Annotated in this window: 19 protein-coding genes; 7 read left to right on the top strand and 12 right to left on the bottom strand. The window is 54.5% G+C overall.

The window, feature by feature from the left end:
* Window positions 1-20 precede the first annotated feature (20 nt).
* The 3 genes from ACO2Q8_RS01340 to ACO2Q8_RS01350 all read left to right on the top strand — a co-directional run bounded on the left by ACO2Q8_RS01340 (window position 21) and on the right by ACO2Q8_RS01350 (window position 2902).
* Entirely contained in the window at window positions 21-470 is a 450-nt protein-coding gene (locus tag ACO2Q8_RS01340; RefSeq protein ID WP_423342971.1) for a DUF1801 domain-containing protein, read from the top strand.
* Window positions 470-1177 (top strand): potassium channel family protein, encoded by a 708-nt coding sequence (locus ACO2Q8_RS01345; RefSeq protein ID WP_423342972.1) that lies wholly within the window; start codon window positions 470-472, stop codon window positions 1175-1177. Before ACO2Q8_RS01340 ends, ACO2Q8_RS01345 begins: the two co-directional genes overlap by 1 nt.
* A 192-nt stretch (window positions 1178-1369) precedes the next feature.
* Entirely contained in the window at window positions 1370-2902 is a 1533-nt protein-coding gene (locus ACO2Q8_RS01350) for a malate:quinone oxidoreductase (protein WP_423342973.1), read from the top strand.
* Window positions 2903-2982: 80 nt separating this feature from the next.
* On the opposite strand, the gene ACO2Q8_RS01355 is transcribed toward ACO2Q8_RS01350, so the two are convergent.
* From ACO2Q8_RS01355 to ACO2Q8_RS01385, 7 genes are all read right to left on the bottom strand, one after another.
* Window positions 2983-4035 carry a TolB family protein gene (locus tag ACO2Q8_RS01355; RefSeq protein WP_423342974.1) on the bottom strand — a complete coding sequence of 351 codons (1053 nt, stop codon included), beginning with the start codon at window positions 4033-4035 and terminating at the stop codon, window positions 2983-2985.
* A gap of 203 nt (window positions 4036-4238) precedes the next feature.
* A complete protein-coding gene (locus ACO2Q8_RS01360; RefSeq protein ID WP_423342975.1) occupies window positions 4239-5450 on the bottom strand; it encodes a pyridoxal phosphate-dependent aminotransferase in 1212 nt (403 codons plus the stop codon).
* Between the two features lie 96 nt (window positions 5451-5546).
* Window positions 5547-7034, bottom strand: a complete 1488-nt coding sequence (locus ACO2Q8_RS01365; RefSeq protein ID WP_423342976.1) for a glutamate synthase subunit beta — start codon at window positions 7032-7034, stop codon at window positions 5547-5549.
* 5 nt (window positions 7035-7039) lie between these two features.
* The gene (locus tag ACO2Q8_RS01370) at window positions 7040-7465 is read right to left on the bottom strand and encodes a DUF29 domain-containing protein (RefSeq protein ID WP_423342977.1); all 426 of its coding nucleotides are present in this window, start codon (window positions 7463-7465) and stop codon (window positions 7040-7042) included.
* A 48-nt stretch (window positions 7466-7513) separates the two neighbouring features.
* Window positions 7514-12088 carry a glutamate synthase large subunit gene (gene gltB, locus ACO2Q8_RS01375; RefSeq protein WP_423342978.1) on the bottom strand — a complete coding sequence of 1525 codons (4575 nt, stop codon included), beginning with the start codon at window positions 12086-12088 and terminating at the stop codon, window positions 7514-7516.
* Window positions 12089-12396: 308 nt separating this feature from the next.
* Complete coding sequence (locus tag ACO2Q8_RS01380) at window positions 12397-13332, bottom strand: glycosyltransferase family A protein (RefSeq protein WP_423342979.1); 936 nt, start codon at window positions 13330-13332, stop codon at window positions 12397-12399.
* A gap of 3 nt (window positions 13333-13335) precedes the next feature.
* Window positions 13336-14241 (bottom strand): glycosyltransferase family 2 protein, encoded by a 906-nt coding sequence (locus tag ACO2Q8_RS01385; RefSeq protein WP_423342980.1) that lies wholly within the window; start codon window positions 14239-14241, stop codon window positions 13336-13338.
* A gap of 293 nt (window positions 14242-14534) precedes the next feature.
* Here ACO2Q8_RS01385 and ACO2Q8_RS01390 point away from each other — a divergent pair, with 293 nt between their 5' ends.
* Together ACO2Q8_RS01390 and ACO2Q8_RS01395 are read left to right on the top strand one after the other, a co-directional pair.
* On the top strand, window positions 14535-14990 hold the full coding sequence (locus ACO2Q8_RS01390) for an FAD-binding oxidoreductase (protein WP_423342981.1): 456 nt from the start codon (window positions 14535-14537) through the stop codon (window positions 14988-14990).
* 29 nt (window positions 14991-15019) lie between these two features.
* A complete protein-coding gene (locus tag ACO2Q8_RS01395) occupies window positions 15020-18280 on the top strand; it encodes a M4 family metallopeptidase (protein ID WP_423342982.1) in 3261 nt (1086 codons plus the stop codon).
* Window positions 18281-18395: 115 nt separating this feature from the next.
* On the opposite strand, the gene ACO2Q8_RS01400 is transcribed toward ACO2Q8_RS01395, so the two are convergent.
* Window positions 18396-19334, bottom strand: a complete 939-nt coding sequence (locus ACO2Q8_RS01400; RefSeq protein WP_423342983.1) for a ribonuclease Z — start codon at window positions 19332-19334, stop codon at window positions 18396-18398.
* Between the two features lie 82 nt (window positions 19335-19416).
* Here ACO2Q8_RS01400 and ACO2Q8_RS01405 point away from each other — a divergent pair, with 82 nt between their 5' ends.
* Window positions 19417-20331 (top strand): sugar phosphate isomerase/epimerase family protein, encoded by a 915-nt coding sequence (locus ACO2Q8_RS01405; RefSeq protein ID WP_423342984.1) that lies wholly within the window; start codon window positions 19417-19419, stop codon window positions 20329-20331.
* A gap of 117 nt (window positions 20332-20448) precedes the next feature.
* Window positions 20449-21486: a Gfo/Idh/MocA family protein gene (locus ACO2Q8_RS01410; RefSeq protein ID WP_423342985.1), complete on the top strand. Its 1038-nt coding sequence runs from the start codon at window positions 20449-20451 to the stop codon at window positions 21484-21486.
* A 78-nt stretch (window positions 21487-21564) separates the two neighbouring features.
* On the opposite strand, the gene ACO2Q8_RS01415 is transcribed toward ACO2Q8_RS01410, so the two are convergent.
* The 4 genes from ACO2Q8_RS01415 to ACO2Q8_RS01430 form a co-directional block, all read right to left on the bottom strand.
* Window positions 21565-21972: an STAS domain-containing protein gene (locus ACO2Q8_RS01415; RefSeq protein ID WP_423342986.1), complete on the bottom strand. Its 408-nt coding sequence runs from the start codon at window positions 21970-21972 to the stop codon at window positions 21565-21567.
* Window positions 21973-21995: 23 nt separating this feature from the next.
* On the bottom strand, window positions 21996-22955 hold the full coding sequence (locus ACO2Q8_RS01420; RefSeq protein WP_423342987.1) for a phosphoribosylaminoimidazolesuccinocarboxamide synthase: 960 nt from the start codon (window positions 22953-22955) through the stop codon (window positions 21996-21998).
* 109 nt (window positions 22956-23064) lie between these two features.
* Window positions 23065-24240, bottom strand: a complete 1176-nt coding sequence (locus ACO2Q8_RS01425; RefSeq protein WP_423342988.1) for an acetyl-CoA C-acyltransferase — start codon at window positions 24238-24240, stop codon at window positions 23065-23067.
* Between the two features lie 43 nt (window positions 24241-24283).
* Entirely contained in the window at window positions 24284-24991 is a 708-nt protein-coding gene (locus ACO2Q8_RS01430; RefSeq protein WP_423342989.1) for a tetratricopeptide repeat protein, read from the bottom strand.
* Window positions 24992-25010: the final 19 nt, after the last annotated feature.

A 25010-nucleotide genomic window follows, 5' to 3' on the forward strand; every position in this document is an offset into this window, starting at 1 on the left:
CTTCGCGTAATTTGGGAGGCATGAAGACCAACATCCCGGGCGGAGGCTCGCCAACGAACAAAACCGCCAGAAAACCCTCTGACCAGGAACAGGTTACGGCGTTTATCGACAAACTCGAATCCCCGCTACGGGATATGGTGCAAAACATCCGGGGCATTATCCTGAATACCGCCCCTGAAATCGGCGAGCGCATCAAGTGGAACCATCCCAGCTTTTATTACACGGGCGACCTGAAACCATTCGACCCGAAAGAATACAAACGGGATATCGCCGTATTCAATCTGTTCAAAGACCGGGTGATGCTCGTTTTTCCAACCGGAGCCAGGGTAGCCGACTCCACCGGCTTGCTGGAAGGCACCTTCACCGATGGTCGGCGAACAGTCCTCTTCAAAGACCTTGCTGATGTCGACGCGAAAGGAGTTACGTTGCAAACGGTGGTCAGGGCATGGCTTGATCAGGTTGAAAACTAATGATCGAGAAGCAGAAAATGACTCAGGAATCGTCAAAAAGCACAGAGAATAAACTGGGGACACTGAATATTATCGTGGTTTTCCTCTCAATTTATGTTTTGGGAGCTTTACTGGTCGATAGTGTTTATGTCTTACCTCCTGAGACCTCACGTCTCCTAACTTACATTGATAATTCGATATGCGCCTTGTTTTTTCTGGATTTCTGCATTCGCTTTTACCGGGCTGAGAATAAAGTAAAATTCATGCGTTGGGGCTGGATCGACCTGGTATCCAGCATTCCAATGGTTGATTTTGTGAGGGCAGGCCGTATTTTACGTTTGATTCGATTGCTTCGGGTAATCAGGGCTTTCCGCTCCATCAAGCAACTGATTGACCATATTTTTAAAGAAAAGGCTCAGGGCACATTGACCTCTGTATCAGTTATTGCCATCTTGCTGATTATTTTTTCGGCGATTGCAATTCTTCAGGTTGAAAACGTTCCCGAAAGTAACATAAAAACCGCTGAAGACGCCATCTGGTGGGCCTATGTCACGATTACGACCGTAGGCTACGGAGACAAATACCCGGTAACCACCGAAGGGCGAATCATCGCGGTTATGCTCATGACCGCCGGAGTGGGCTTGTTCGGCACTTTTACTGCGTATGTAGCCTCCTGGTTTGTCACTGATTCTCAGTCAGCTAAACCATCCGATACCGGTAATCCCTAAGCGTTGAAACCGTACCCCTTTTCGCAATCCGTTAATTGGGCTGAACAATCAGGAAGAAAGGTCGGCGGCTTCCACTAATCCACGAACAAGTTTGATTTATCGAAGACTTTGCATTCAGGCTAACTTTCCGGAACAAGTACGTGTTAATTTTGTAACTATTCTAAGAAATCAACCATTGCCAACGTCTTCACCATGCCAACGCGCAATAAAGTCGTATCCAGCACACCCGATGTTGTTCTGATTGGGGCCGGGATCATGAGCGCTACCCTCGGCGTTCTGCTGAAAGAACTACAACCGGATCTGACTATCGAAATCTTCGAACGGCTCGATGGCGCAGCCGCCGAAAGTTCGGATGCCTGGAACAACGCCGGAACCGGCCACTCGGCCTTCTGCGAACTAAACTATACGCCGGAACTACCCGACGGAACCATCGAAACCAAAAAAGCAGTCAAAATTGCCGAGTCGTTCGAGATCTCGAAACAATTCTGGGCCTACCTGATTCAGGAGAACTTTTTGCAGGACGCGCCGAACTTCATCCGGACGATCCCGCACATGAGCTTTGTCTGGGGGGAAAAGAATGTGGAATACCTGCGTAAACGCTTCGAGGCTCTTCAGCAAAACCATCTTTTCCACGGCATGCGGTATTCGGAAGACCCGAAACTACTCGAAAAATGGATTCCGCTCGTGATGGAAGGCCGGTCAAAAGACGAAAAGGTGGCCGCGACCCGCATGGACATCGGCACGGATGTCAACTTCGGGGCGCTGACCCGGGCGATGTTCTACCGGCTCTACAACATGAAAGGCGTCAAGATTCACTTTGCCCACGATGTTCGCGACCTCTGGCGTTCGAAGAGCCTGGGCGGCTGGAAAATCCGGGTTGAAAACGTAACGACCAATCAGGTTCGGGATGTGCAGTCCAAATTTGTCTTCATCGGGGCCGGGGGCGGTTCGCTGCGGTTGCTCGAGAAGTCGGACATTCCCGAAAGCCGGGGCTACGGCGGTTTTCCCGTCAGCGGCCAGTGGCTGAAATGTACCAACCGCGAGATCGTCGAACGCCATGCCGCCAAGGTCTACGGCAAGGCTTCGGTGGGTGCTCCGCCGATGTCGGTGCCGCACCTCGACACCCGGATGATCGGCGACCAGAAAGAATTGCTGTTCGGCCCTTATGCCGGTTTTTCGACCAAATTCCTGAAACACGGTTCGTACATGGATTTGCCCAAATCCATCCAGATGGCCAACTTGGCGCCGATGCTGATGGCCGGTTTGCACAACATCCCGCTTACCCGGTATTTGATCGAGCAGGTCATGCAATCGCCGGAAGACCGGCTGGCAGCCCTGCGGGAGTACTTTCCGAACGCCCGGATGGAAGACTGGGAACTGGAAATTGCCGGACAACGCGTGCAGGTGATCAAGAAGGACGAAGAGGAAGGCGGAGTACTGGAGTTCGGTACGGAAGTCGTGAGTGCCGCCGATGGCAGCATTGCCGCCCTGCTAGGCGCGTCGCCGGGGGCTTCCACGGCCGTTTCCATCATGCTCGATTTGATGAATCGCTGCTTCAAAGACCAGATGGCGTCGGACGAATGGCAGACGAAACTGCAAAAAATGATTCCGTCGTACGGTAAATCACTGGCGAAAGACCCTGAACTAACGCAAGCCATTCGGTCGATGACCAGCGATGTGCTGGGGCTGGATGTGGCCGAATACACGCCGGAAGGAAGCCTCTGACCCAAACCAGTTTATGCGAAAGCCATCCGGTTTCTGGAAACCGGATGGCTTTCTTTTTGGTACTTCAAAAACCGCATCGGTTATTTCGGCACGCCGACCATATACAGATCAAAACCGCCTTTGCCGCCGGGCCGGTTCGACGAAAACAGCAGCAGCCGTTGCTTAAATCGACCGGGTTCACGCAGGATGGGCCGGTATTCGTCGTACGACGAGTTGATCGTTGGTCCAAAATTCACCGGAGCCGACCACCGGCCATTTTCAAACACCGAGTAGTAAAGATCAAAACCGCCCAGCCCACCCGGCCGGTTCGAGGTAAAGACCAGGATATTGCCCAGGATGTAAGGACATTTATCATCGGCCGTTCCCGACAGTTCCGGGACTTTCTCGATGGGAACATTCGCTAGTTCGGGAAGGCGGTTTTGCAAATCCGTCGCTGGGATGGAGGGCAGTGAGGCCCGGTAAATGTCGAAGGAACCGTTGCGGTTGGAGGTAAAATAAATCTCGTTATAGTCTTTGTTGAAGGTCGGATACGCGTCGTCAGCCGGGGAGTTGAGCGCACTGACAGAAACCGGCGTAGTGAAAATTTTATTGACACTTCGGGAAGTAGCCGGGGTTGGTTCCGGATTGAAGTTATGGGTCAGGTAAATATCCAGATTCCCCGTTCGATCGGAGGCAAAGAGCATGAGGTACTCGCCAAAATGGTTCTGATACCCGTCCCGAATCAACTCTTCGTCGTACGAACGAATATACGGCCCCAGCTCATTACCTTCGGAATTGGCTAATGAGACGGCACTGGACAGTGAATTCAACTTGGCTACTTCATCAAGCCCCCAATACGGTTTGTTATCAACGGTCAATTTCCCATTGTTCCGATTAAATGAATAGTTCAACGTTTCATTGACAAAATCGAATTGACTCTTCCCTCCCCGTTTCGACGAAAAGATTAGGGGCGTCACTTCCCCAAAACTTGGCACATCGGAATTATAATCGTCGTCGGGGGAATTGACATCGGCCAGATTCAGGGGTTTATCGGGCAGTGTTCCTTCGTCGTATTGGTAACCCCGCGGGGTTAACTCGCAACCGGCCAATACCAGCAGGAGCAGCACGGCACTAGGGTACAGATTCCGTTTCATCCGATTCGGGTTTAGGCTTTCTCATAGGCAAGACCCGGTTTTTCGTCCGTGGGTTGTACGCAGCGTCCGGAAAGTTTTTAACGCATATACACGGCTTCGAAGGTCGCCAGCGGAGCCATCCGCGCCCGGTTCAGGATCAGGGTGTCGCCTTTCAGGATGTAACTGTCGACGGTTTCCAGCACGTTCATGAGTTGCTGCTCGCTTTATTTTCTCCGGCTTTCCAGAAAGGCTTCAATCCGGTCTAGGGCAATCGTCAGGTCGTCGACGGATGGCAGGCAGACAATTCGGAAATGGTCGTCGTGGACGTAGTTGAAACCGGTTCCGGCCACCACCAGCACTTTCTGCTCGTCCAGCAGATCAAACACAAACTCGTCGTCGTTAGCGATCCGGAACTGCGACCGGTCGATTTTCGGGAAAATGTAAAGCGAGCCCTTCGGTTTGACGCAGCTTAGTCCGGGAATGGCCGTGATGCGGTCGTAAGCATACATGATCTGGCGGTGCAGCCGCCCGGTGGGCAGAATCAGGTCGTTGATGCTCTGGTAACCGCCCAGGGCGGTTTGAATGGCGTATTGGGTCGGCACGTTGGCGCACAGCCGCATACTCGCCAGCAGCGTCAGCCCTTCGATGTACGATTTAGCCCGGTGTTTGGCCCCGCTCAGAATCAGCCAGCCGCCCCGAAAACCGGCTGCGCGGTAATTTTTCGACAAACCGCCCATTGAGATGCAGAGCGTATCTTCGACCAGTTTCGCCATCGGGTGATGCACGGCCCCGTCGTAGAGGATTTTGTCGTAAATCTCGTCCGCAAACACAATTAATTGGTGCCGTTCAGCGATCCGGGCAATGCCTTCAAGCACAGTTTTGTCGTAAACCGCTCCGGTCGGGTTGTTCGGATTGATGACGACAATGGCCCGCGTCCGCGCCGTGATTTTCCGTTCCAGATCCTGCAAAGCCGGGTTCCAGTCGGCCTGCTCGTCGCAAAGGTAATGTACCGGTTTTCCGCCCGACAGCGCCACCGATGTCGTCCAGAGCGGGTAATCGGGCGAGGGCACCAGCACCTCGTCACCTTCGTTGATCAGCGCCTGCATCGTGAGCAAAATCAGCTCGCTTACGCCGTTGCCGATGAACACATCGTTGATAGCCACATCTTTAATGCCCAGGTTCTGGGTGTAGTGCATAACGGCTTTGCGGGCCGCAAACAGGCCTCGCGAGTCGGAATAGCCCTGGGCGTTCCGGATATTGAGGATGATGTCGTGGACGATTTCGTCGGGGGCGTCGAAGCCGAAAGGAGCCGGATTTCCGATGTTCAGCTTGATAATCGTGTAGCCCTGGCTTTCGAGGTCGAGCGCTTTTTCGTAAACCGGTCCGCGAATTTCGTAGCGTAAGTCATTGAGCCGGTCGGATTTCAGAAAATTCATAGGGGTGATTAATAGAACTAAATGGCGGCAAAGGTACAAAAAAGAAAAAGCCGCCGGTCATAACCGGCGGCTCCGTATGTAGTTGGATTCCGTTGGTCAGACCGTCGCAAACATCGACTTCGCTTTCGCTTCCAGTTGAGATTCACCCATCAGGAAGAGGTCCACCGCTCGGGCGGCTTCGCGACCTTCGGAAATGGCCCAAACGACCAGCGACTGACCCCGGCGCATGTCCCCGGCGGCAAATACTTTCGGATTGGATGTCGTCTGATAGTTGATGGCTTTCACGTTCCCACGTTCAAATTCCAGTTCGAGGGCGTTGAGCAATCCTTCGTGCTGCGGATGCACAAAACCGGCCGCCAGCAGGGCCAGTTCGCAGTCGATATCCCGCTCCGAACCCGGCACTTCGGCCATCGTCATTTTTCCGTCGACGGTTTGCCATTCCAGATTCACAATGCGGAGGGCTTTCAGGTTGCCGTTTTCGTCGCCAATGAACGCTTTCGTATTGATCGACCAATGCCGTTCACAGCCTTCTTCGTGCGAAGTCGACGTCCGAAGCATCATCGGCCAGTTCGGCCAGGGCGTGCTTTCGGCGCGTTCGGCCGGGGGCATGGGCATCAGTTCGATCTGCGTCACGGATTTGGCCCCGTGGCGGTTTGAGGTCCCGACGCAGTCGGAGCCGGTATCGCCCCCACCGATCACGACGACGTTTTTGCCCGTCGCCAGAATCTCGCCGTTGGCGTATTTGACACCCCGGTGATCAACTTCCACCGGACGGTCGGCCACGCGTTTGTTTTGCTGACTCAGGAATTCCATCGCAAAATGAACACCTTTCAGCTCGCGGCCCGGAATGGGCAAGTCGCGCGGAACGGTGGAGCCACCCGTCAGCAAAATCGCGTCATAATCCGCCTGCAGTTCAGCAGCTTTGATGTCGACGCCGACGTTAGTATTCGTTTTGAAGGTAACGCCCTCGGCTTCCATGACGGCCAGCCGACGGTCGATTACCCATTTTTCCAGTTTAAAATCGGGAATGCCATAGCGCAGCAACCCGCCGATCTGGTCGGCGCGTTCGAAAACCGTCACGGTATGCCCCGCCTTGTTCAGTTGGGCCGCTGCGGCCAGACCGGCCGGACCCGAGCCCACGACGGCCACTTTTTTGCCGGTGCGTTTGGTGGGCTGAACCGGTTGCACAAAGCCCCGGGCAAAAGCCGCTTCCGCAATCGATTTTTCGATGAACTCGATGGCTACCGGTGGTTTATTGATCCCCAGCACGCAGGCCGCTTCGCAGGGCGCGGGGCAGATACGGCCCGTAAATTCGGGGAAATTGTTGGTCGACGCCAGAATCTCGTAGGCATACTCCCAGTTCTGCTCGTACACGGCGTCGTTGAACTCGGGAATGATATTGCCCAGCGGACAGCCGTTGTGGCAGAACGGAATACCGCAATCCATGCAGCGGGCGGCCTGTTTCTGGGTATCCTCCTCCGCGTACGGCTGCTCGATTTCCTTGTAATCGTGAACCCGCTGCTGAGCATCGCGCTTTTTCGGCAGTTCGCGGGTGAATTCTAAAAATCCAGTGGGTTTTCCCATGTAGATTAAAGCGTATACGGTTTTTCAAATACTTCGTCCCAGGTCAGGTCTTCCTTGTCTGCTGAAACTCCGGTTTCAATTTCTGCTTCGATTCGAGCTTCAGCAATAACCCTTTCCCAAATGCTTTGGATATAGGGTACATTGAGGGAAGGGGTATATTCCCTTAAACTCTTGATTTCAAAGCGGGCATTATTGATCGTAAGAAGCCAGCTTTTGGATCGTTTTTCCGGCTGAATTTTCCACTTGATGATGTGGTGCATCAACTGAACGAGTTGGCTTTGCAACGTCCGGCGTTCAGAACGGGACATGGTTTCGATGAGTTGATTCAGCCCGCGCTCGGCTTCTTCCAGGTCGCCTTCGTCCCAGGAGCGTTTGATCTCCTGGGCGGCCAGCAATTCGGAAGTGGAAGCAATTTCGTCCCAGTTTTTCATGGCATTACCTTGGTTTTCAACAAAGATAACGAAAGAAAATGGGTTGGCTTATTGATGAACCACGTCAACGACAATGTCCTGATAAACAATGTTCTTGTCGCGAATCTGATCGGTGAGCGAAACGCCCCGACCCGCCAGCGCCTTGCGGAAGTCGCTCGGCATTACCTTGACGAACTGCCCGATCAGGTTGTCCCAATCCTGAATCAGTTGCAGGGCCACGTTACTGGTCGTATACTGGAAGTGTTTCTCCACAAACTCCTTCATGATGCCCATGTCTTCGGCGTCCAGCTTTTCCAGATTGACCATTTCCTGGTTCACCTTGGAAGCAAAGTCGCCGTCTTTGTCCCAGACGTAGGCCACCCCGCCCGACATCCCGGCGGCAAAGTTCCGGCCTACGGAGCCCAGAATGATTGCCAAACCGCCCGTCATGTATTCGAGTCCGTGATCGCCCACGCCTTCGACCACGACTTTGGCCCCGGAATTCCGGACGCAGAACCGTTCCCCGGCCATCCCACGGATGTAAGCTTCGCCGGAGGTAGCGCCGTAGAACGACACGTTCCCGACGATGCTGTTTTCTTCCGGTTTGAACGGCGCCATCCGGTCGGGGTACACAATAAGTTGCGCCCCGCAGAGGCCCTTACCGAAGTAATCGTTGGCGTCGCCTTCCAGTTCGAGCTTGATGCCGTTTGTGTTGAACGCGCCGAAGCTCTGACCCGCCGTACCCCGGAACTTGAAGTGGATCGTGCCTTCGGGCAGCCCTTTTCCGGCGTAGACTTTTGAGATCTCGTTTGACAAAACCGTCCCGACGGCCCGGTTGAGGTTGATGATCGGGAATTCGGCGTATACCGACTCACCGGTTTCTAGCGCCGGTTTTGCTTTTTCCAGCAGTTCCCAGTCCAGAATATCGGCCATGCCATGATCCTGATCCTCCTGCTTGAAGTTGGCAACATCCAGGCTGTTGGCGTCTTTGTAGAGCACCGCCGACAGATCGATGTTTTCGTATTTCCAATGCTTGATGTCCTTCCGGATTTCGAGCATCTGCGACTGGCCGACCATCTCGTTGACGGTCCGGAAGCCCAGTTCGGCCATGATTTCACGCAGTTCCGTCGCCAGGAACGTGAACATGTTGACGACGTGCTCCGGTTTGCCCGAGAACAGCGCCCGCAGGTCTTTGTTCTGCGTCGCCACGCCCACCGGACAGGTGTTCAGGTGACACTTCCGCATCATGATGCAACCGACGCTGACGAGCGCAGCCGTTGCTACACCAAACTCCTCGGCACCGAGCAGGGCGGCAATCGCCAGGTCACGGCCCGTCCGGATTTGCCCGTCGGTTTGGACCGTCACGCGGCCCCGCAATTTGTTTCGAACCAGAGTCTGGTGCGTTTCGGCCAGGCCCAGTTCCCAGGGCAAACCGGCATGCCGGATTGAGCTGAGCGGAGAAGCCCCCGTACCGCCGTCGTGTCCCGAAATCAGGATGTGATCGGCATGGGCTTTGGCAACCCCGGCGGCAATCGTCCCGACCCCGGCTTCCGACACCAGTTTCACGCTGATGCGGGCGTTGCGGTTGGCATTTTTCAGGTCGAAAATCAACTGCGCCAGATCCTCGATGGAGTAAATATCGTGGTGGGGCGGGGGCGAAATCAAGCCCACTCCGGGCGTTGAGTGCCGCGTCCGACCAATCCAGTCGTCAACTTTGTGGCCGGGCAACTGCCCGCCTTCACCCGGTTTGGCCCCCTGCGCCATCTTGATTTGCAGTTCGCGGGCGTTGGTCAGGTAGTGGCTCGTGACGCCAAACCGCCCCGAGGCCACCTGCTTGATGGCCGAGTTCATGTTGTCGCCGTTGGCCAGCAACTGGTAGCGTAGTTCGTCTTCCCCGCCTTCGCCAGAATTGCTTTTGCCGCCGATGCGGTTCATGGCAATGGCCAGTGTCGTGTGCGCTTCCCACGAAATAGACCCGAATGACATGGCCCCCGTCGCAAACCGTTTGAAGATGCTTTCGATGGGTTCCACCTCGTCGATGGATACCGGATTCCCCTTCCTGAATTTCATCAAACCGCGCAGTGTCAGCGCCTTACGGGTTTGATCGTCAATCAGATTGGCGTATTTTTTGTAAATCTGGTAATCGTTTTTGCGGGTCGCCTGTTGAAGCAGGTGGATGGTGTCGGGGTTGAAAATGTGCGCTTCCCCGCGTTGCTTCCACTGGTACACCCCGCCGACTTCCAGGCGGTTGGTCAGCTTGTTGTTTTCGGGGAACGCCTGCCGGTGACGGACCAGGATTTCGCGGCCGATCTGCTCCAGACCCATGCCGCCAATCCGGGAGATGGTGCCCGTAAAGTAGCGGTCGACGACCTCTTTGTTCAACCCCAGACATTCGAAAATCATGGCACCCTGGTAGGATTGCAGGGTCGAAATGCCCATTTTCGAGAAGATCTTGAGCAATTCCTTGTTGACCGCCTTGATGTAATTCTGGTGCAGTTTCTCCACCGGATACTCCGACTGGATCATGCCCCGCTCCTTCATATCCGTGATCGTTTCGAAGGCCATGTACGGGTTGACGCCCGACGCGCCGTACCCGATCAGGGTGGCGTAGTGGTGCGTTTCCCAGACATCCCCGGCTTCGACCAAAAGGCCAACCTGGCCGCGCAAGCCCCGGCGAATCAGGTGGTGGTGAATGGCCGAGGTCGCCAGCAGCGACGGAATCGGCGCGTGGTCGGAGTCGATGGCCCGGTCGGACAGGATGATGATCTCAAAACCGTCTTCGATGGCGTCTTCGGCGTAGCGGCAAATCCGCTCCAAGGCCCGTTCCAGTCCAATCCCGCCCTGGTCGGCGCGGAAATAGGTATTGATGGTTTTGGCCTGGAAGTGGTTTTTATCCACAAACCGCAGTTTATCAAACTCTTCGATGGTCAAAACCGGCTGCGTCAGCTCGATCAACCGGCAGTGTTCGGGCGTTTCAACTAACAAATTGCCCGTCGCCCCGACGAAAGAAATCAGCGACATGATCGACCGCTCCCGGATCGAGTCGATCGGCGGGTTGGTCACCTGCGCAAACAGTTGTTTGAAGTAGTTGGCCAGGTGCTGGCTCTGGTCCGACAGGATCGCCAGGGGCGAGTCGGTTCCCATCGAGCCAAGGGCTTCCAGACCGGTTTCGGCCATCGGAGCCAGGATCATCCGGAGGTCTTCCGATGTAAAGCCAAACGCCTGCTGGCGCTGCGTAATGTCCTGTTTCCGCATGTGGCTGAACGTGCGGACCGGTTTCGGCAGGTCGGAAATTTTGATCTTGTATTCGTCGAGCCACTGCTGGTACGGCTGCCGTGAGCAGATGTCGCCCTTGACTTCTTCGTCGCTGATGATGCGGCCCTGCTCCATGTCGACCACGAACATGCGGCCCGGTTGCAGGCGGCCTTTTTTGACCACTTTCGCCGGATCGACGTCGTTGACCCCGGCTTCGGATGCCATGATCACCACGTCTTCGTCGGTCACCCAGTAGCGCGACGGGCGCAGCCCGTTACGATCGAGGGTGGCACCCACAATGCGGCCGTCCGTGAACGAGATCGACGCCGGGCCGTCCCAAGGTTCCATGATGGCCGCGTGGTATTCGTAGAAGGCGTGCCGCGCCGGGTCCATGCTGTCGTTGCCGTCCCAGGCTTCGGGGATCAGCATCATCATCACATGCGGCAGCGACCGGCCCGACATCACCAACAGTTCGATGGCGTTGTCGAGGTTGGCCGAGTCCGACTGGTTCAGGTTGCAGATGGGCCGCAGCATGGCCAGTTCTTCTTTCGTGAACAACTTGGATTCGAGCATGGCTTCCGCCGTCTTCATCCAGTTCACGTTGCCTTTCACGGTATTGATCTCGCCGTTGTGGGCGATGTACCGGAACGGCTGCGCCAGTTGCCACGACGGGAAGGTGTTGGTCGAAAACCGGGAGTGAACCACACCGAGCGCCGAAACCAGTTCTTCCCGCTGCAAATCCGGGAAATAATCGCGGAGTTGTTTAGTTGTTAACTGACCCTTATACGTTATAACGCGGCTCGAGAGCGAGGAGTAATAAAAGCTATTTTGCAAGCCAGCCACCGTCTCGTTGATGATACGGCTGCTGTAGTTGCGAACGACGTAGAGTTTGCGTTCAAATTCGTCGGAAGTAAGGGTTTCCGGTTTCCGGATAAATATCTGCTCCATGACCGGCTCGACCGAGCGGGATCCGTTGCCCAAGTCAGTCGAATCGACCGGAACGACCCGGTAGCCGATCAGTTCCAGATTCAGTTTTTTCAGTGAGCGGTTCAGAATATCGCGGCATTCCTTGCGCAGACGCTCATCTTTGGGCATGTAAATCATCCCAACACCGTACTCACCCGCCGGGGGCAGCGAGAAGCCCAGCTTGCGACACTCGTCAACGAACAATTCGTGGGGAATCTGAATCAGAATGCCAGCGCCGTCCCCGGTATTGGTTTCATAGCCAACGGCACCCCGGTGGTCCATGCGCGTCAGCATCGTCAAAGCGTCCTCGACAATCTGATGCGACTTGCGGCCCTTCACGTGCGCGACGAATCCAATCCCACAGGCGTCATGTTCAAACTCAGACCGGTAAAGGCCCTGTTGCGGTGCGTTAGCAGAAGACATCGGCGTAAACTCGTTTGTGGTTTTGTTATTGAAAATCTGGCAAATCAGACAGGTCGCAGGCGGGTTAATGAAAAACTAGCTATCAATTGCAGACACTACTGTTTTTGCGTTGGATGTGCAAGTTACATTAAAATATATTTCGTAAAAACTCCAAAATACAAAATTTCATTTGCACGACCAATTTTATCAATTTGTTACAAATATGTCTTGGTTAGTGAATAAATATCACTAAAATAAATTTAAAATTGAAGGAATTGAAATTCTACTTTATAAGAAAATTTAATTAATTCCACCTACTATTTTCATAGTTAAAAGGCCTGCTCGAATACAAAAATAGATTCCAGTTCAAATTCCAGACCGATTCGGCCAATTAGCCCCGGCACCAGTTTTAGAAAGAATCGGCCCAGCGCCGAAACCAGTTTTTGCTTTTGCAGCGCCTGAACATGGCGCGAAAGCTCGGCGTCAAACGGTCGTTCCGCAACTACCCAGCGGGCGTGAACATAAGCCCATAACTGGACGAGCGCCCCAATCAGAAAGGGCTTGCGCACAGCGTGTTTGAGCAGGGTTAACAGAAAGAAATCGAAGCGGTACGGAATGCGCCCCTTGAACTCTCCGGTTTCGTAATGATTGGTGAGGGAAGGATGCCGGATACCTTCCGGTTTGAGGTGGTGGAAGTGATGCGGCAACGTGGCGGTTTGCCAGCCCTTAAGCCGGGCCATGAAGGTATCGATTTCATCTTCCCCCCGAATGGTATAGTAGTGACCAATGGCTTCAAAGCAGGCCCGGCGGTAGATTCGCGTGGCCCCCCGCACGCTGGTCCAGTCATCGATCGTCTCGGGCACCCTGTCCTGCACTAAGTGCCCCGACGCCAGCCCCAGCGCCGGATTTCGATGAAAATCCGCGAAGATGCGCTCGAAAAAATCCGCCGGAAATGCAATATCGGCGTCGATCTTGACGACAAAATCGACTTCGACGCCCTGAATCAGGTTTCGGGCGTGGTTGAGCAATGCCCCGCTCCTCCCACCGGTCGTTTTCAAATCCGGTCGGAAATCGCGGAAGGTCACTAATTCAATCCAGGGATACACCTGTTGGTAGCGCCGTATCAGAACCGGCGTCTGGTCGGTTGAGCCATCGTCCAGAATAATCCATCGCGCGGGCCGAATCGTCTGTGAGCAGACGGATTGCAGGGTTTTTTCAATGTAAGTTTCTTCATTTTTGGCAGGCGACAGGATCAGGTACGTCATAACTTATTGTGCGGTATTCAGCCGCCGGTATTTCCATAAATAAGCCCGGAAAGTAGCCACAACAAACAAGCCAACACTTAGCGGCCACAATACCGGTAAACCGTGTTTTCGATAGAAATGGATGGTTTTATGAATAGAATTGATAGAATATAGGTTAAAAAAGCTCTTGATAAAAATAGCGAAGGGTGGTTTGAGGTAAGCTGTTCCGGCAGCCGTCAGCGAGACGCGGTCATAGACGACCGCATCCCACGAGATCAACACCGGAACACCGGCCGCTTTGGCCGTCAGCGCCAGATCGTCGTCGGAGCCGTACTGCGGAAACCGGCGTTCATCGAGTAAGCCAATCCGATCGAAAACCGGCACGGGGACAAGTGTCCCCCGTCCGTTTAGGCATTCCGTAGGATGCAGGCCGGAATAGCGCCCAGGCTCGTAGGGTTCAAAAGGTTCGAGGTAATTGATTGTTTGCATCGACCAGCGGATGGTTTGTCGGGTACCCCCAAACGTAATTCGGGCCGGTTGCTCGTAGGTAACCGACAGGCTCCCCAGAATCCCACCCTCTCCCCCACGCTGGTGTGCCGCAACGAGTTTCCGCAGGTAATCGGGGTCGACGTATGAATCGTCGTTCATGATCAGAATATGGGAGGAGGTGAGGTGATGCCGGACGTAGCGGATGCCTTCGTTGACGGATTTGGTAAACCACCAGTTGCCCGACCCCACGACCACGTGAACCGTCGGATACCGTTCGCACAACAGGTCCAGCGTTCCGTCGGTCGAGCCATCGACGATGACCACGATTTCCAGCGAAAACGGTCCCGTCTCCTGCCGGCCGAGTTGGTCTAGTAAAAGTTGCAACAGGTTTTTCCGGTTATATGTCGGAATCACCACGGCAATGGAATACGCCAATTCCATGAAAAACAATGATCAAATCAGGATAGGCTTGAAGAGTTATGAGTTAAGAACTATGAGTTGGCTTCGCCGTTTCCTGTAAAGTGGCGGAGCCAACTCATAGTTCTTAACTCATAACTCTTAATTCTTAACTCAGAAATATCAAATGTAGGAAAAATAAAAATCAGGTCGGTAAAATGCCGCCGTTTGCTCAGTCAGGTACACTTCAGTATCGTTTTTTGACGACTCATCTAGAGAATGGTAGTGACCGGGCGGACTTCCCGCTACTTTCGGGCAGTCTTTAACCAGCCCACACCATGCTGAAAAGCTTTCTGTTCGGAGTCTTTACCCTCCTGTCGATCGGAACGACCGTCGCCCAGACGGCCTCTTCCGGTTCCCGGTACCCGGTTTCGTACCCCAATCGTCAGATTCAGGTTGGTGAAGGGGGCGGTTTTACGGGCAGCACCCGCACATACTGCCTGCTGGAAAACGGCTTGTTGTTTGTCAAATCCGATACGGACTCCCTGTATAAGCCTTTGGACCAGAAACCAGCCACGACCACCCGGCGGCTGTTCCGACAACTGGAAAAGACGTGCCGAATCCAGACAACCCGGTTTAATCACCCCGGTAATCTATACCAGTTTGTTCGCTGGCAGAAAGGCAAAACCGAGTATACCGTAACCTGGGGCGACCGGACACAACCCGCGCCAGCCTGTTTCGTCCAGTTTTATAAGACGTTTATGGCTCAGATTCCGCCCAACAAGCGGAGCTAAGTAGTTCATTACCAACAACAAATACATCCATGAAATCATTTTTACTCCCTGTTCTGCTGGGCTGTGCGATTAGTGCCGTTGCCCAACCGGCCGCCCCCGGTTTTGGGCGAAAACTCAAAACCGCCCCCGCCAGCCCGGGCCTGGCCCAGCGTCTGAATGCCGATGTCGCAACGTCCTCAGCCCCGAAAAGCGGTTTCCGGCTTGCATCCGGTAGCACGTCACCCCAGTTCAATACAGAATTGCTTCGCCTGCGGGTGGTGCGCGATTCGGCCACCAACCTGCCGGTTTTTATCGAAAACCGGACGAAACCGTCGGCCGACGCCCGGGGAGCCCGAATGAGCGCCCGGGCGTCGGCTTTTTCGTTTCTGAACCAGGTCAGCGACTTGTTGAAGATCGAAAAACCGGACGAACAGTTTCAGATCACCCGCACCGACACCGACGCACTCGGCCAGACACACATCCGGATGACGCAGATGTTTCAGGGCGTTCCGGTGTACGGCAGCGAGCTGGTAGCCCACCTGACCAACGGAACCGTCACGGTGCTGAACGGCCGGTACACGCCCATCCAGTCGGCCAGCGTAACGCCCCGGCTGTCGTTGTCCGAAGCCACCGAACGGGCTTTCCGGGACGTGGGCAAAGAATCCGTCGTACGCACGTTCGGACAGAATCTGTTTGCTTCCAAACCGTCGCAGGGCGCGCTGTGCCTTTATCCGATGGGCGACAAAACCGTCCTGGCTTACGAAATTACCCTTCGGCCCAACATCGTCGAACGCTGGCAGTATGTGGTCGATGCCCAAACCGGAGCCATTCTGAACAAATATAACCACACCTGCGGGGTCGATGGACCGGTGAAAGCGTCGGTGAAAGACCTGAACGGGGTGGCTCAAAGCGTCAACGGCTATCAGTCCGGGAGCGGTTACTACCTCATCGATGCATCGCGCGGCATGTTTGACGCCAAGGCATCTTCTATGCCCAAAAAAGCGGTGGGCGCCATCGTGACCCTCGATGCCCGGAACAAACGCGATGCGGAAGGCAACATGGACCTGTTTTTTGTCACTTCCATGACTAATACCGACTGGAAATCGAATGCGGTTTCGGCCCACACCAACGCCGGGCTGGCCTACGAATATTACCTGAAAACCCACAAACGGAATTCGTTGAATGGCAAAGGCGGCTCAATCATGTCGATCATCAACGTGGTCGAGAAAGACGGAACCGGGATGGACAATGCCTTCTGGAACGGCGACTACATGGGCTACGGCAACGGCAACAAGGCTTTCAAACCGCTGGCAGCTGCGCTCGATGCGGCCGGACATGAAATGACCCACGGCGTCATTGAAAACTCGGCCAACCTGGTGTACCAGGATCAGTCGGGGGCCATCAACGAATCGATGGCCGACGTTTTCGGCGTGTTGATCGACCGCGACGACTGGAACGTGGGCGAGGACATCGTACTGAAAACCGCCTACCCGACCGGGGCCATGCGGAGTATGTCGAACCCGAACCAGAACGGGGCCAGTGTGCGCGGCTATCAGCCCAAGTCGATGGATCAGTTTATCGTGACCAAAGACGACAACGGCGGAGTCCACCGCAACAGCGGAATTCCGAATTATGCCTTTTACCTGTTTGCCACCAAAATCGGCAAAGAAAAAGCCGAGCAGGTGTATTACCGCGCCCTGACGAACTACCTGACCCGCACCTCCCAGTTCCTGGATTTACGGCTGGCGGTGATCCGATCAGCAGGCGATTTGTACGGGGCCGTGGGAGCGGAAGCCAAAGCCGCTCAGGAGGCCTTCGATACGGTCGGGATTGTGGATACGACCCCAAAACCGGATGAGCCGAAGGATTTGCCGAGCAATAACGGAGCTGATATGCTGCTGATTTACAGCCCCGGCGACCGGCAATTGTACACGGCTCCCCTCAGCACGGGTGACCTGACGGCCCACGTCAAAGCCGAAGTGAAGCACAAACCAAGCCTAACCGACGATGGCAAAGCGGCTTATTACGTCACGGCCGATGGCCGCATCCGGGCGGTCAACCTGACCGGAGCGGCCCAGGAGGTGATTGTCTCGGACGAAACCATCTGGGATAACGTGGCCATCTCGCGTGACGGTAAAAAACTGGCGGCCCTGACGAAGGAACGCGATCAATCGATCTGGGTATATAGTTACGACCTGAAAAAATGGAAGCAGTTTCCGCTCTACAACCCCACCTCGGCCGAAGGCGTTACGACGGGGGAAGTGGAATACGCCGATTCGTTCGAGTGGGACCACGACGGCGAGTTTCTGGTGTACGATGCGTTCAACAAGCTGAAAAATTCGGAAGGCGACGACATCGACTACTGGGACGTAGGCTTCATCAACGTCTGGGACAAGGCGCAGAATACCTTCGGCGACGGCAACATTCTGAAACTATTTTCCAACCTGGAAGAAGGCGAAAGCGTGGGCAACCCCTGTTTTTCGAAGAACTCCCCCACCATCATTGCTTTCGACTACTACAACGCCACCGACGACAGTTACAGCATCCTGGCTGGCGACCTCGAAACTGGCAAACTAAGCGCCGTCATTACAAACACAACCGTTGGCTACCCGGGCTACTCCCGACTTGACGACAAGCTGGTTTTCAACACGTTAAACCAGACGGGTGATGTAGAAATGATTGCCTCGATCGACCTGCAAACCGACAAGATCAGTCCGAAAGGCGAGGTAAAAGCGCTGTATGACAACGCCAAATGGCCCGTCTGGTACGCCACGGGCACCCGGTCGCAACCCGGCAAAACCGCCCAGACGATCACCTTCAACGCCCTGCCCGATCGCTACGCCGACGACGGTTCGTTTACGCTGACGGCTTCGGCTTCGTCCAAACTCCCGGTGAGTTTCGAGTTGGTTTCGGGTTCGGCGACGTTGTCCGGCAACCGGCTGAGCCCAACCAAACCGGGTGTGGTGACGGTGCGGGCCACGCAACCCGGCAACGAGCAGTTTGCGGCCGCCACGCCCGTTGAGCGCAAATTCAACGTGCTGGCCGTGACGGGTCTGGAACCGACCTGGGCTGATGCCATGAAGGTGTATCCCAACCCGATGACTACTTCGCTGACGGTTTCGTTGCCAGCGGGTGAACACCTGGAAACCGTCACGCTAACCAACGCATCCGGTGCGACGCTCGTCCAACAGGCAATCAAAAACCGGGCACACGAAACTACGCTGGATACCAGCCAGCTTCCAGCCGGTTTTTATGTTTTGAAAGTCCAGACAGCGAAAGGACTCGCGCACCGGAAAGTGGTAAAACCGTAGATTAAATTCTGAAGAAAGAACCGGGACAAGGCTACCCCACCCCAACCCCTCCCTACGGGGGAGGGGTTGGGGAATCTGATCAACCAATTCACTTAGTTATGAAAGAGTCGCTTGTCTAGTTTCTTTCTTCTGTTGTCTGAGAATTTATTTCCATCGTCTCCCCCTCCATCGCCAGGTAGGTTTCTGGAAAAACCGTGCGGGCCTGGGTCAGAAAATCGTCGGTGACTTTATACCGGGACGAAAAATGGCCGATCAACAACCGCCCTGCCCCGACCTGCCGGGCGGTCAGGGCTGCCTGGCGGGCCGTCGAATGGAAATACTTCTCACTGAGCGCTTCCATATCGTCCAGAAAAGAGGCTTCGTGGTAGAGCAGATCAACGCCCCGGATCTGGTCGAACATGGCTTCGTTGTAGCGCGTATCGGAGCAAAACGCATACGACCGGGGACGGGGTGCGGGCAGCGTATACGCTCCGACGCTGTACAGCACCTGCCCCCGCTCGTCGAGAATATCGTGGCCGTCTTTCAACTGGCGGTAATACGAAACCGGCAGATCGGCAGGCAGTTTTTCGGCAATCAGCTTTCGTTTACGGCCTTTTTCACGAAACAGAAAACCGGTGCAGTCGATGCGGTGTTGCAGCGGAATGGTTTCGACCTGAACGTTCGGATGATCGAAAATCAGTTGCGGTTTTGAGGGGTCGGTTTCCTGAAAATGGATCGGATAATTCAGCTTCGTGTCGGAATACCGGAACTGCACGGTGATGATCTCCCACAAGCCGCGCGGACCGAACAGCCAGAGGTCGTCGGTGCGGCCGGACAGATTCAGGCTCGACAGCAGCGGTACCAGCCCAAAATAGTGATCGCCGTGGAGGTGACTGATAAAAATGTACTTCAGCCGACCGGGCCGCAGGTGATTTTCCATCAGGCGGTATTGGGTCCCTTCCCCACAGTCGATCAGAAAATAATCGCCCTCAATCGTCAACGCCTGGGCGGTGGTGTGGCGGTTCAGGACGGGCGTTGCCGAACCGCTCCCCAGGATAGTCAGGTTGAATGTCATATTTTTTGTAAACTTGCCACTCAAGCATTCAGTTTCCAAAAAACCGTTGAAAAGATGTACGGTTTTCAACACCGCCCCCGCTATGCTGCACCTTGGTTTTGTGAGCGCTATTCTGGCCGAATACGATCTGGAACACGTCCTGGAATTTGCCTCAACGCACCGGTTTAAATGCGTCGAGGTCATGTGCTGGCCAACCGATAACACCGACGCCCGGCGGTATGCGGGGGTTTCGCACATCGACGTGGAGCATTTCGATGCCAAGCACATTCAACTGCTGACCCAGAAATACGGCGTGTATATTTCAGGCTTAGGTTACTATCCAAACCCGCTCGATCCGGACCCCAAAAAGGCCGACTATTTCCGCGAACACATTAAAAAAGTGATCCGGGCAGCGGCCCGATTGGATATTCCGGTGGTCAATACCTTCATCGGTCGCAATCCGGGACTTAGTATCACCGAAAATCTGAAGCTCTTCGCCGAACACTGGCCCGCTATCATCAAAGTTGCCGAGGAGAACAACGTCAAAATCGGGATCGAGAACTGTCCGATGTGGTTTACGGACGATGAGTGGCCAGGAGGCAAAAACCTGGCGACCACTCCAGCCATCTGGGATCGGATGTTCGAGATCATTCCGTCGCCGATCCTGGGCCTGAACTACGACCCGTCGCACCTGATCTTCCAGATGATGAACGAGGTTAAACCCATTTATGACTACAAAAACCGTCTGCACCACATTCATTTAAAGGATGTGAAAATTTATCGGGACAAACTGGATCGGGTGGGCATCATGGCGAATCCGCTGGAATACCATTCGCCGAAGTTGCCCGGTTTAGGCGATGTGCGCTGGGGCGATTTCTTCGCAGCCCTGACCGACGTGCGGTACCGCGGCCCGGTTTGCATCGAGGTGGAAGACAAAGCCTACGAAGGCAGTGCCGAGGATGTGCAAACCGCCATCCTGACCGCAAGGAATTATTTGAGCCAGTTTGTGGTGATTTAAACGAGGTTGTTACACAGAGTTGATCAGAGGAAATCAGGGGTGATCAGAGTATTTCCCTGATGAACTCTGATGTTCTCTGATCAACTCTGTGTAACAACCCCAACCTCCCCTCTCCAAATGTCGAAATTGAAAGTCGCCCTCATCGGTGGGGGCAACATTGCCGATAAAAACCACATTCCGGCCCTGCAACACCTTTCTGAACAGGTCGAAATCGTGGCCATTTGCAGCCGTGACAAAGCAAAAGCCGGGGCGTTGGCGCAGAAACACGGGATACCGAATGCGTTTTCGGATGCGACGGAACTATACCAACAGTGCCGCCCGGATGTGGTGGTGATCTGCACGCCCAACAACCTGCACTACCCCTTTGCCATCCAGGCCCTGGAACAGGGTTGTCATGTATTCTGCGAAAAACCGCCTGCCCTTCGTGCCCACGAAGCCCGCGAAATGGCCGATCTGGCGACGCGAAAGGGCCTGACGCTGGCGTACAACCTCCAACTCCGGCAAACCAGCGAATGGGAACTCCTCATGCGCAGCAAAACCGGCGGCCAGTTGGGCGAGATTTACCACATCAAGGCGAATTTTCTGCGTCGGCGGGGCATTCCGGGCTGGGGATATTTCACCGACAAAGCCATGCAGGGCGGGGGCGCGCTGATGGATCTGGGCGTGCATGTGCTCGATTTGGCCCTGTGCGCCCTCGATTACGCGGTTCCGGCGCAGATTCTGGCGAACACTTATGACTTCATCGGGAAAACCGGGGGCAAAGGGCTGATGGGTTCCTGGAACCCGGAGACGTTCGGCGTGGAAGATGCCTGCATGGCGCATCTCTCATTCCCCAACAACGCGTCGATCATGCTGTCGTCGTCGTTTGCCCTGAACACCCAGGCCGACATCAACCGCAACCTGGAGGTGTTTGGCAGCAAAGGCGGGGCAAAACTGTTTCCGTTTACGCTCTACACAGAAATGGCCGGCGAACTGGCGGATGTGCATTTCCCGCACCTGGACGCGGTCGACATTCAGCTTAAAAATACAGCGGCTTTTCTGGATGCCTGTCTGGGAAAACCGTCCAACGTCTGCACGGGCGAACAGGGGGCTATTTTGCAGGAAGTTGTGGAGCGGATTTACCAGTCAGCCGCGCGGGCGGTTTACTCCGAATAGATTGTCAGAAAACAAATCATCCTTGAAATTTATGAAGTCGACTTCGTAAATTTCAAGGATAAATGGCGAAAAAGCAATTTAATCTTCCGCGCTGCCGCCAAACTCGTAACTGTCGTCGTCCTCGCTGCGGAAATCGTTTTCCAGTTCGTTCATGAACACCGCATCAACGGCTTCCTCCACCGTCGGCAGGATGGTCAGGTCCGGAATTTTGGCGCTATCCAGAAAATCGATGACCTCATCGCGTTTCGTCACCAGAATGAACAGGCCCGATTCGTTAGTACACTGGCGGTTGATCTTCCGAATCGTCGGAACGCCTGTATCCTCAATCTCTTTAACCGCTTCGAAATCGACAATGATGTTGCTGTACCCTTCGCGGAACAGATTTCGGCTGAGGGTTTCGAACGTGGCAGACACCTCTCCGCCAAAAACCGGTTCGTTCAGCGTAATGAGCGAGTACTGCTCGTTCTTTTCAATGGAATAATTCATACGTGGATAGAGCTGGTTCCGCGTCAAAAATACGTAACCGTCAGGGAACGGCGGATGTTTTCTTCGATCCGTTCGTAAATATTCCCGGTTTCTGAGCGAATAAAGGGCTTTCCCGTTACTTTTTCGTACAATTCGACGTACCGGCTGGTGATTTGTTCAATCCACTCGTCGGTCATTTCCGGGATGGTTTGTCCTTCTTTGCCCTGAAACTGGTTGGCGATAAGCCACTCCCGAACAAATTCTTTGGACAACTGTTTCTGCTGAACACCGTTCTGCTGGTTTTCGGCGTACGAATCGGCATAGAAATACCGCGACGAATCGGGCGTATGAATCTCGTCGATCAGGTACACCTGTCCGTTCAGTTTCCCGAACTCATATTTCGTATCGACCAGAATCAGCCCCCGCTCGGCGGCCATTTCAGTCCCGCGCTTGAACAGCGCCAGGGCATACTGCTCCAATTGTACGTATTCCGCTTCGGGCACCAGACCTTTGGCCAGAATGTCTTCCCGCGAAATATCCTCGTCGTGGCCTTCGTGGGCTTTGGTCGTGGGTGTAATAATCGGTTCGGGCAGGCGATCGGCTTCCTTCAGACCGTCGGGCAGCGCAACGCCACACAAGGTCCGGCGACCGGCCCGGTATTCGCGCCAGGCATGACCGGCCAGGTAGCCGCGCACCACCATCTCGACCGGGTACGATTCGCATTTCAGCCCCACCGTCACGTTCGGATCGGGTACGTCCAGCAGCCAGTTCGGAACGATGTCGGCCGTGGCCTGCAGGAAGTGAGCTGCGGTCTGGTTCAGCACCTGTCCTTTGTAGGGAATCGGCCGGGGCAGCACCACGTCGAAGGCCGAAATCCGGTCGGTGGCTACCATCACCAGCCGGTCTTCGAAATGGTACACATCGCGGACTTTCCCCCGGTAAAAACCGGTTTGTCCGTCAAACTGAAAGTTGGTTTCTTTAATGGCCTGCTTGGAAATACCCATTTTTTAGGAAAAGAATATCAAATGTAAAATGTTGAATGATGAATGTAGAAGTTGTTTCTAAACCGGAGCGCCACTTTTACATTCATCATTTTACATTTATCATTAAAAGTTAAACTTTCTCAATCACCAGCGCCGACGCTCCTCCTCCGCCGTGGCAGATGCCGACGGTGCCGATGTGGCCGTTTTGCTGGTGCAGGACATTCATTAGCGTCGTGACAATCCGGGCGCCCGAAGCGCCCAGCGGATGCCCCAGCGCCACCGCTCCACCGAACACATTCAGCTTCTCCTGCGGAATTTCCAGCAACTCACTACACGCCAGCGCCACCACCGAAAAGGCTTCGTTGATCTCGTAAAAATCAACCTCGTCTGCTTTGACACCCGCCCGTTTTAATGCCGCCGGAATGGCCAGCGTGGGCGCGGTCGGAAAATTGGCCGGTTCCTGCTCCGCATCGGCATACCCCAGAATTCGGGCCAACGGTTTGATGCCCAATTCGTCGGCTTTTCGCTTGCTCATCAGCACCAGCGCTGAAGCGCCGTCGTTGATGGTCGAGGCATTGGCCGCCGTAACGGTTCCGTCGGGCATGAACGCTGGTTTCAGATTCGGAATTTTCTCAAAAAACACATTTTTGTATTCCTCATCCTCGCTGACGTTCCGGTTGCCTTTACCCTGTGGCACGTCCACCGGAACGATCTCCGCGCCAAATTTACCATTTTCCGTTGCTTTTGCTACCCGCTGGTACGATTGCACAGCATACGCATCCTGACTTTCGCGGCTGATGTTGTATTTTTTCGCGGTAATATCAGCATAAACCCCCATCGCGCACAGGTCAAACGGATCGGTCAACCCGTCTTTGGCCAGTCCGTCGATGAGTTGGGCATTTCCGTATTTGTAGCCAAACCGGGCTTTAGGAATGTAATAAGGCGCATTCGACATGCTTTCCATCCCGCCCGCAATAATCACATCGGCCTGCCCCAACTGGATCGTTTGAGCAGCTATCATAATGGCTTTCGTCCCCGAAGCACACACTTTATTGACAGTGGTACACCGCACACTGACCGGCAAACCGGCCTTGAGCGTGGCCTGGCGGGCCGGAGCCTGTCCCAGATTGGCCGACACTACATTGCCCATGATCACTTCATCGACCTGATCGGGGGCAATACCGGCTTTTTCATAGGCAGCCCGAATCGCAATGGCCCCGAGTTCGGTGGCCGACAGTGGAGCGAGCACTCCGCCAAAGCTACCAATGGGCGTACGAACGGCCGAAATTATTACTACATCATTCATGGTTTAATGAGTAAACTGTGGTTTGTTGATGAATGGGCGTCGATCAGTAGGTATTAAACCGTTGCCGGTCTTTGGCCGTCGACGCCTGTTTTCGTTGGTGAATGTACTGCACTTCGTTGGCCTGCATGGCGTTCAGAATCGCCAGCGCCTGCTCCTCCGATAAATTCAGGGAACGCAACCGGCGCAGCAATTCGTCTTTGTTGTCACCCTGTTCCAGTTCGGTGCCTTTTTCCTGGCCGCTTTCGAGTGCAACTTCGGTTTCAATCTGCTGCTGCCGAAGCCGGGGTTTGGGAGTCGGCGTAGAGTTGGTACGGGGCTTTCCGGAGTACGTCTTTCGAATCAATTCGTAATTAATCTGGGCGGGTTCGAAACCCGGAACCGTATTCAGGGCCTTCCGAAATAACGTTAATGCAGCAGCCGAATCGCCCTGCATAACCGCAATGACGCCCAGTTGCAACTCGGCAGTAGCCGCCAGACCGGGCTGATCGACCTGAGCCACCAGCCGGTAATGCCGTTGGGCCTCAGCATATTGCCGAAGCTGAAAATACGAATGCGCCAGATTCAGCCGAGCCGATGGCTCGACAAAGAGCGTGGAATTAACCAGGGCCACATAATGTTCGGCCGCCTTTTTATAATTACCAGTCTCATACGCCCGCAACCCTTCAATCCGGGCAACGTTGTCGTGCGAAATCTTTTGAAACGAGCGATTATCGTACAACCAGAGCAATACCGAAAGAATCAGGTAGGTCATGTTCAGGCTTCAAACGTCC

Source organism: Larkinella sp. VNQ87, assembly GCF_049445795.1.
Taxonomy (GTDB): domain Bacteria; phylum Bacteroidota; class Bacteroidia; order Cytophagales; family Spirosomataceae; genus Larkinella.

Bases quoted from the DNA above. Each gene is read 5' to 3' on its own strand.
- ACO2Q8_RS01340 (WP_423342971.1), top strand. From the start codon at position 21: ATGAAGACCAACATCCCGGGCGGAGGCTCGCCAACGAACAAAACCGCC.
- ACO2Q8_RS01345 (WP_423342972.1), top strand. From the start codon at position 470: ATGATCGAGAAGCAGAAAATGACTCAGGAATCGTCAAAAAGCACAGAG.
- ACO2Q8_RS01350 (WP_423342973.1), top strand. From the start codon at position 1,370: ATGCCAACGCGCAATAAAGTCGTATCCAGCACACCCGATGTTGTTCTG.
- ACO2Q8_RS01355 (WP_423342974.1), bottom strand. From the start codon at position 4,035: ATGAAACGGAATCTGTACCCTAGTGCCGTGCTGCTCCTGCTGGTATTG.
- ACO2Q8_RS01360 (WP_423342975.1), bottom strand. From the start codon at position 5,450: ATGAATTTTCTGAAATCCGACCGGCTCAATGACTTACGCTACGAAATT.
- ACO2Q8_RS01365 (WP_423342976.1), bottom strand. From the start codon at position 7,034: ATGGGAAAACCCACTGGATTTTTAGAATTCACCCGCGAACTGCCGAAA.
- ACO2Q8_RS01370 (WP_423342977.1), bottom strand. From the start codon at position 7,465: ATGAAAAACTGGGACGAAATTGCTTCCACTTCCGAATTGCTGGCCGCC.
- gltB (WP_423342978.1), bottom strand. From the start codon at position 12,088: ATGTCTTCTGCTAACGCACCGCAACAGGGCCTTTACCGGTCTGAGTTT.
- ACO2Q8_RS01380 (WP_423342979.1), bottom strand. From the start codon at position 13,332: ATGACGTACCTGATCCTGTCGCCTGCCAAAAATGAAGAAACTTACATT.
- ACO2Q8_RS01385 (WP_423342980.1), bottom strand. From the start codon at position 14,241: ATGGAATTGGCGTATTCCATTGCCGTGGTGATTCCGACATATAACCGG.
- ACO2Q8_RS01390 (WP_423342981.1), top strand. From the start codon at position 14,535: ATGCTGAAAAGCTTTCTGTTCGGAGTCTTTACCCTCCTGTCGATCGGA.
- ACO2Q8_RS01395 (WP_423342982.1), top strand. From the start codon at position 15,020: ATGAAATCATTTTTACTCCCTGTTCTGCTGGGCTGTGCGATTAGTGCC.
- ACO2Q8_RS01400 (WP_423342983.1), bottom strand. From the start codon at position 19,334: ATGACATTCAACCTGACTATCCTGGGGAGCGGTTCGGCAACGCCCGTC.
- ACO2Q8_RS01405 (WP_423342984.1), top strand. From the start codon at position 19,417: ATGCTGCACCTTGGTTTTGTGAGCGCTATTCTGGCCGAATACGATCTG.
- ACO2Q8_RS01410 (WP_423342985.1), top strand. From the start codon at position 20,449: ATGTCGAAATTGAAAGTCGCCCTCATCGGTGGGGGCAACATTGCCGAT.
- ACO2Q8_RS01415 (WP_423342986.1), bottom strand. From the start codon at position 21,972: ATGAATTATTCCATTGAAAAGAACGAGCAGTACTCGCTCATTACGCTG.
- ACO2Q8_RS01420 (WP_423342987.1), bottom strand. From the start codon at position 22,955: ATGGGTATTTCCAAGCAGGCCATTAAAGAAACCAACTTTCAGTTTGAC.
- ACO2Q8_RS01425 (WP_423342988.1), bottom strand. From the start codon at position 24,240: ATGAATGATGTAGTAATAATTTCGGCCGTTCGTACGCCCATTGGTAGC.
- ACO2Q8_RS01430 (WP_423342989.1), bottom strand. From the start codon at position 24,991: ATGACCTACCTGATTCTTTCGGTATTGCTCTGGTTGTACGATAATCGC.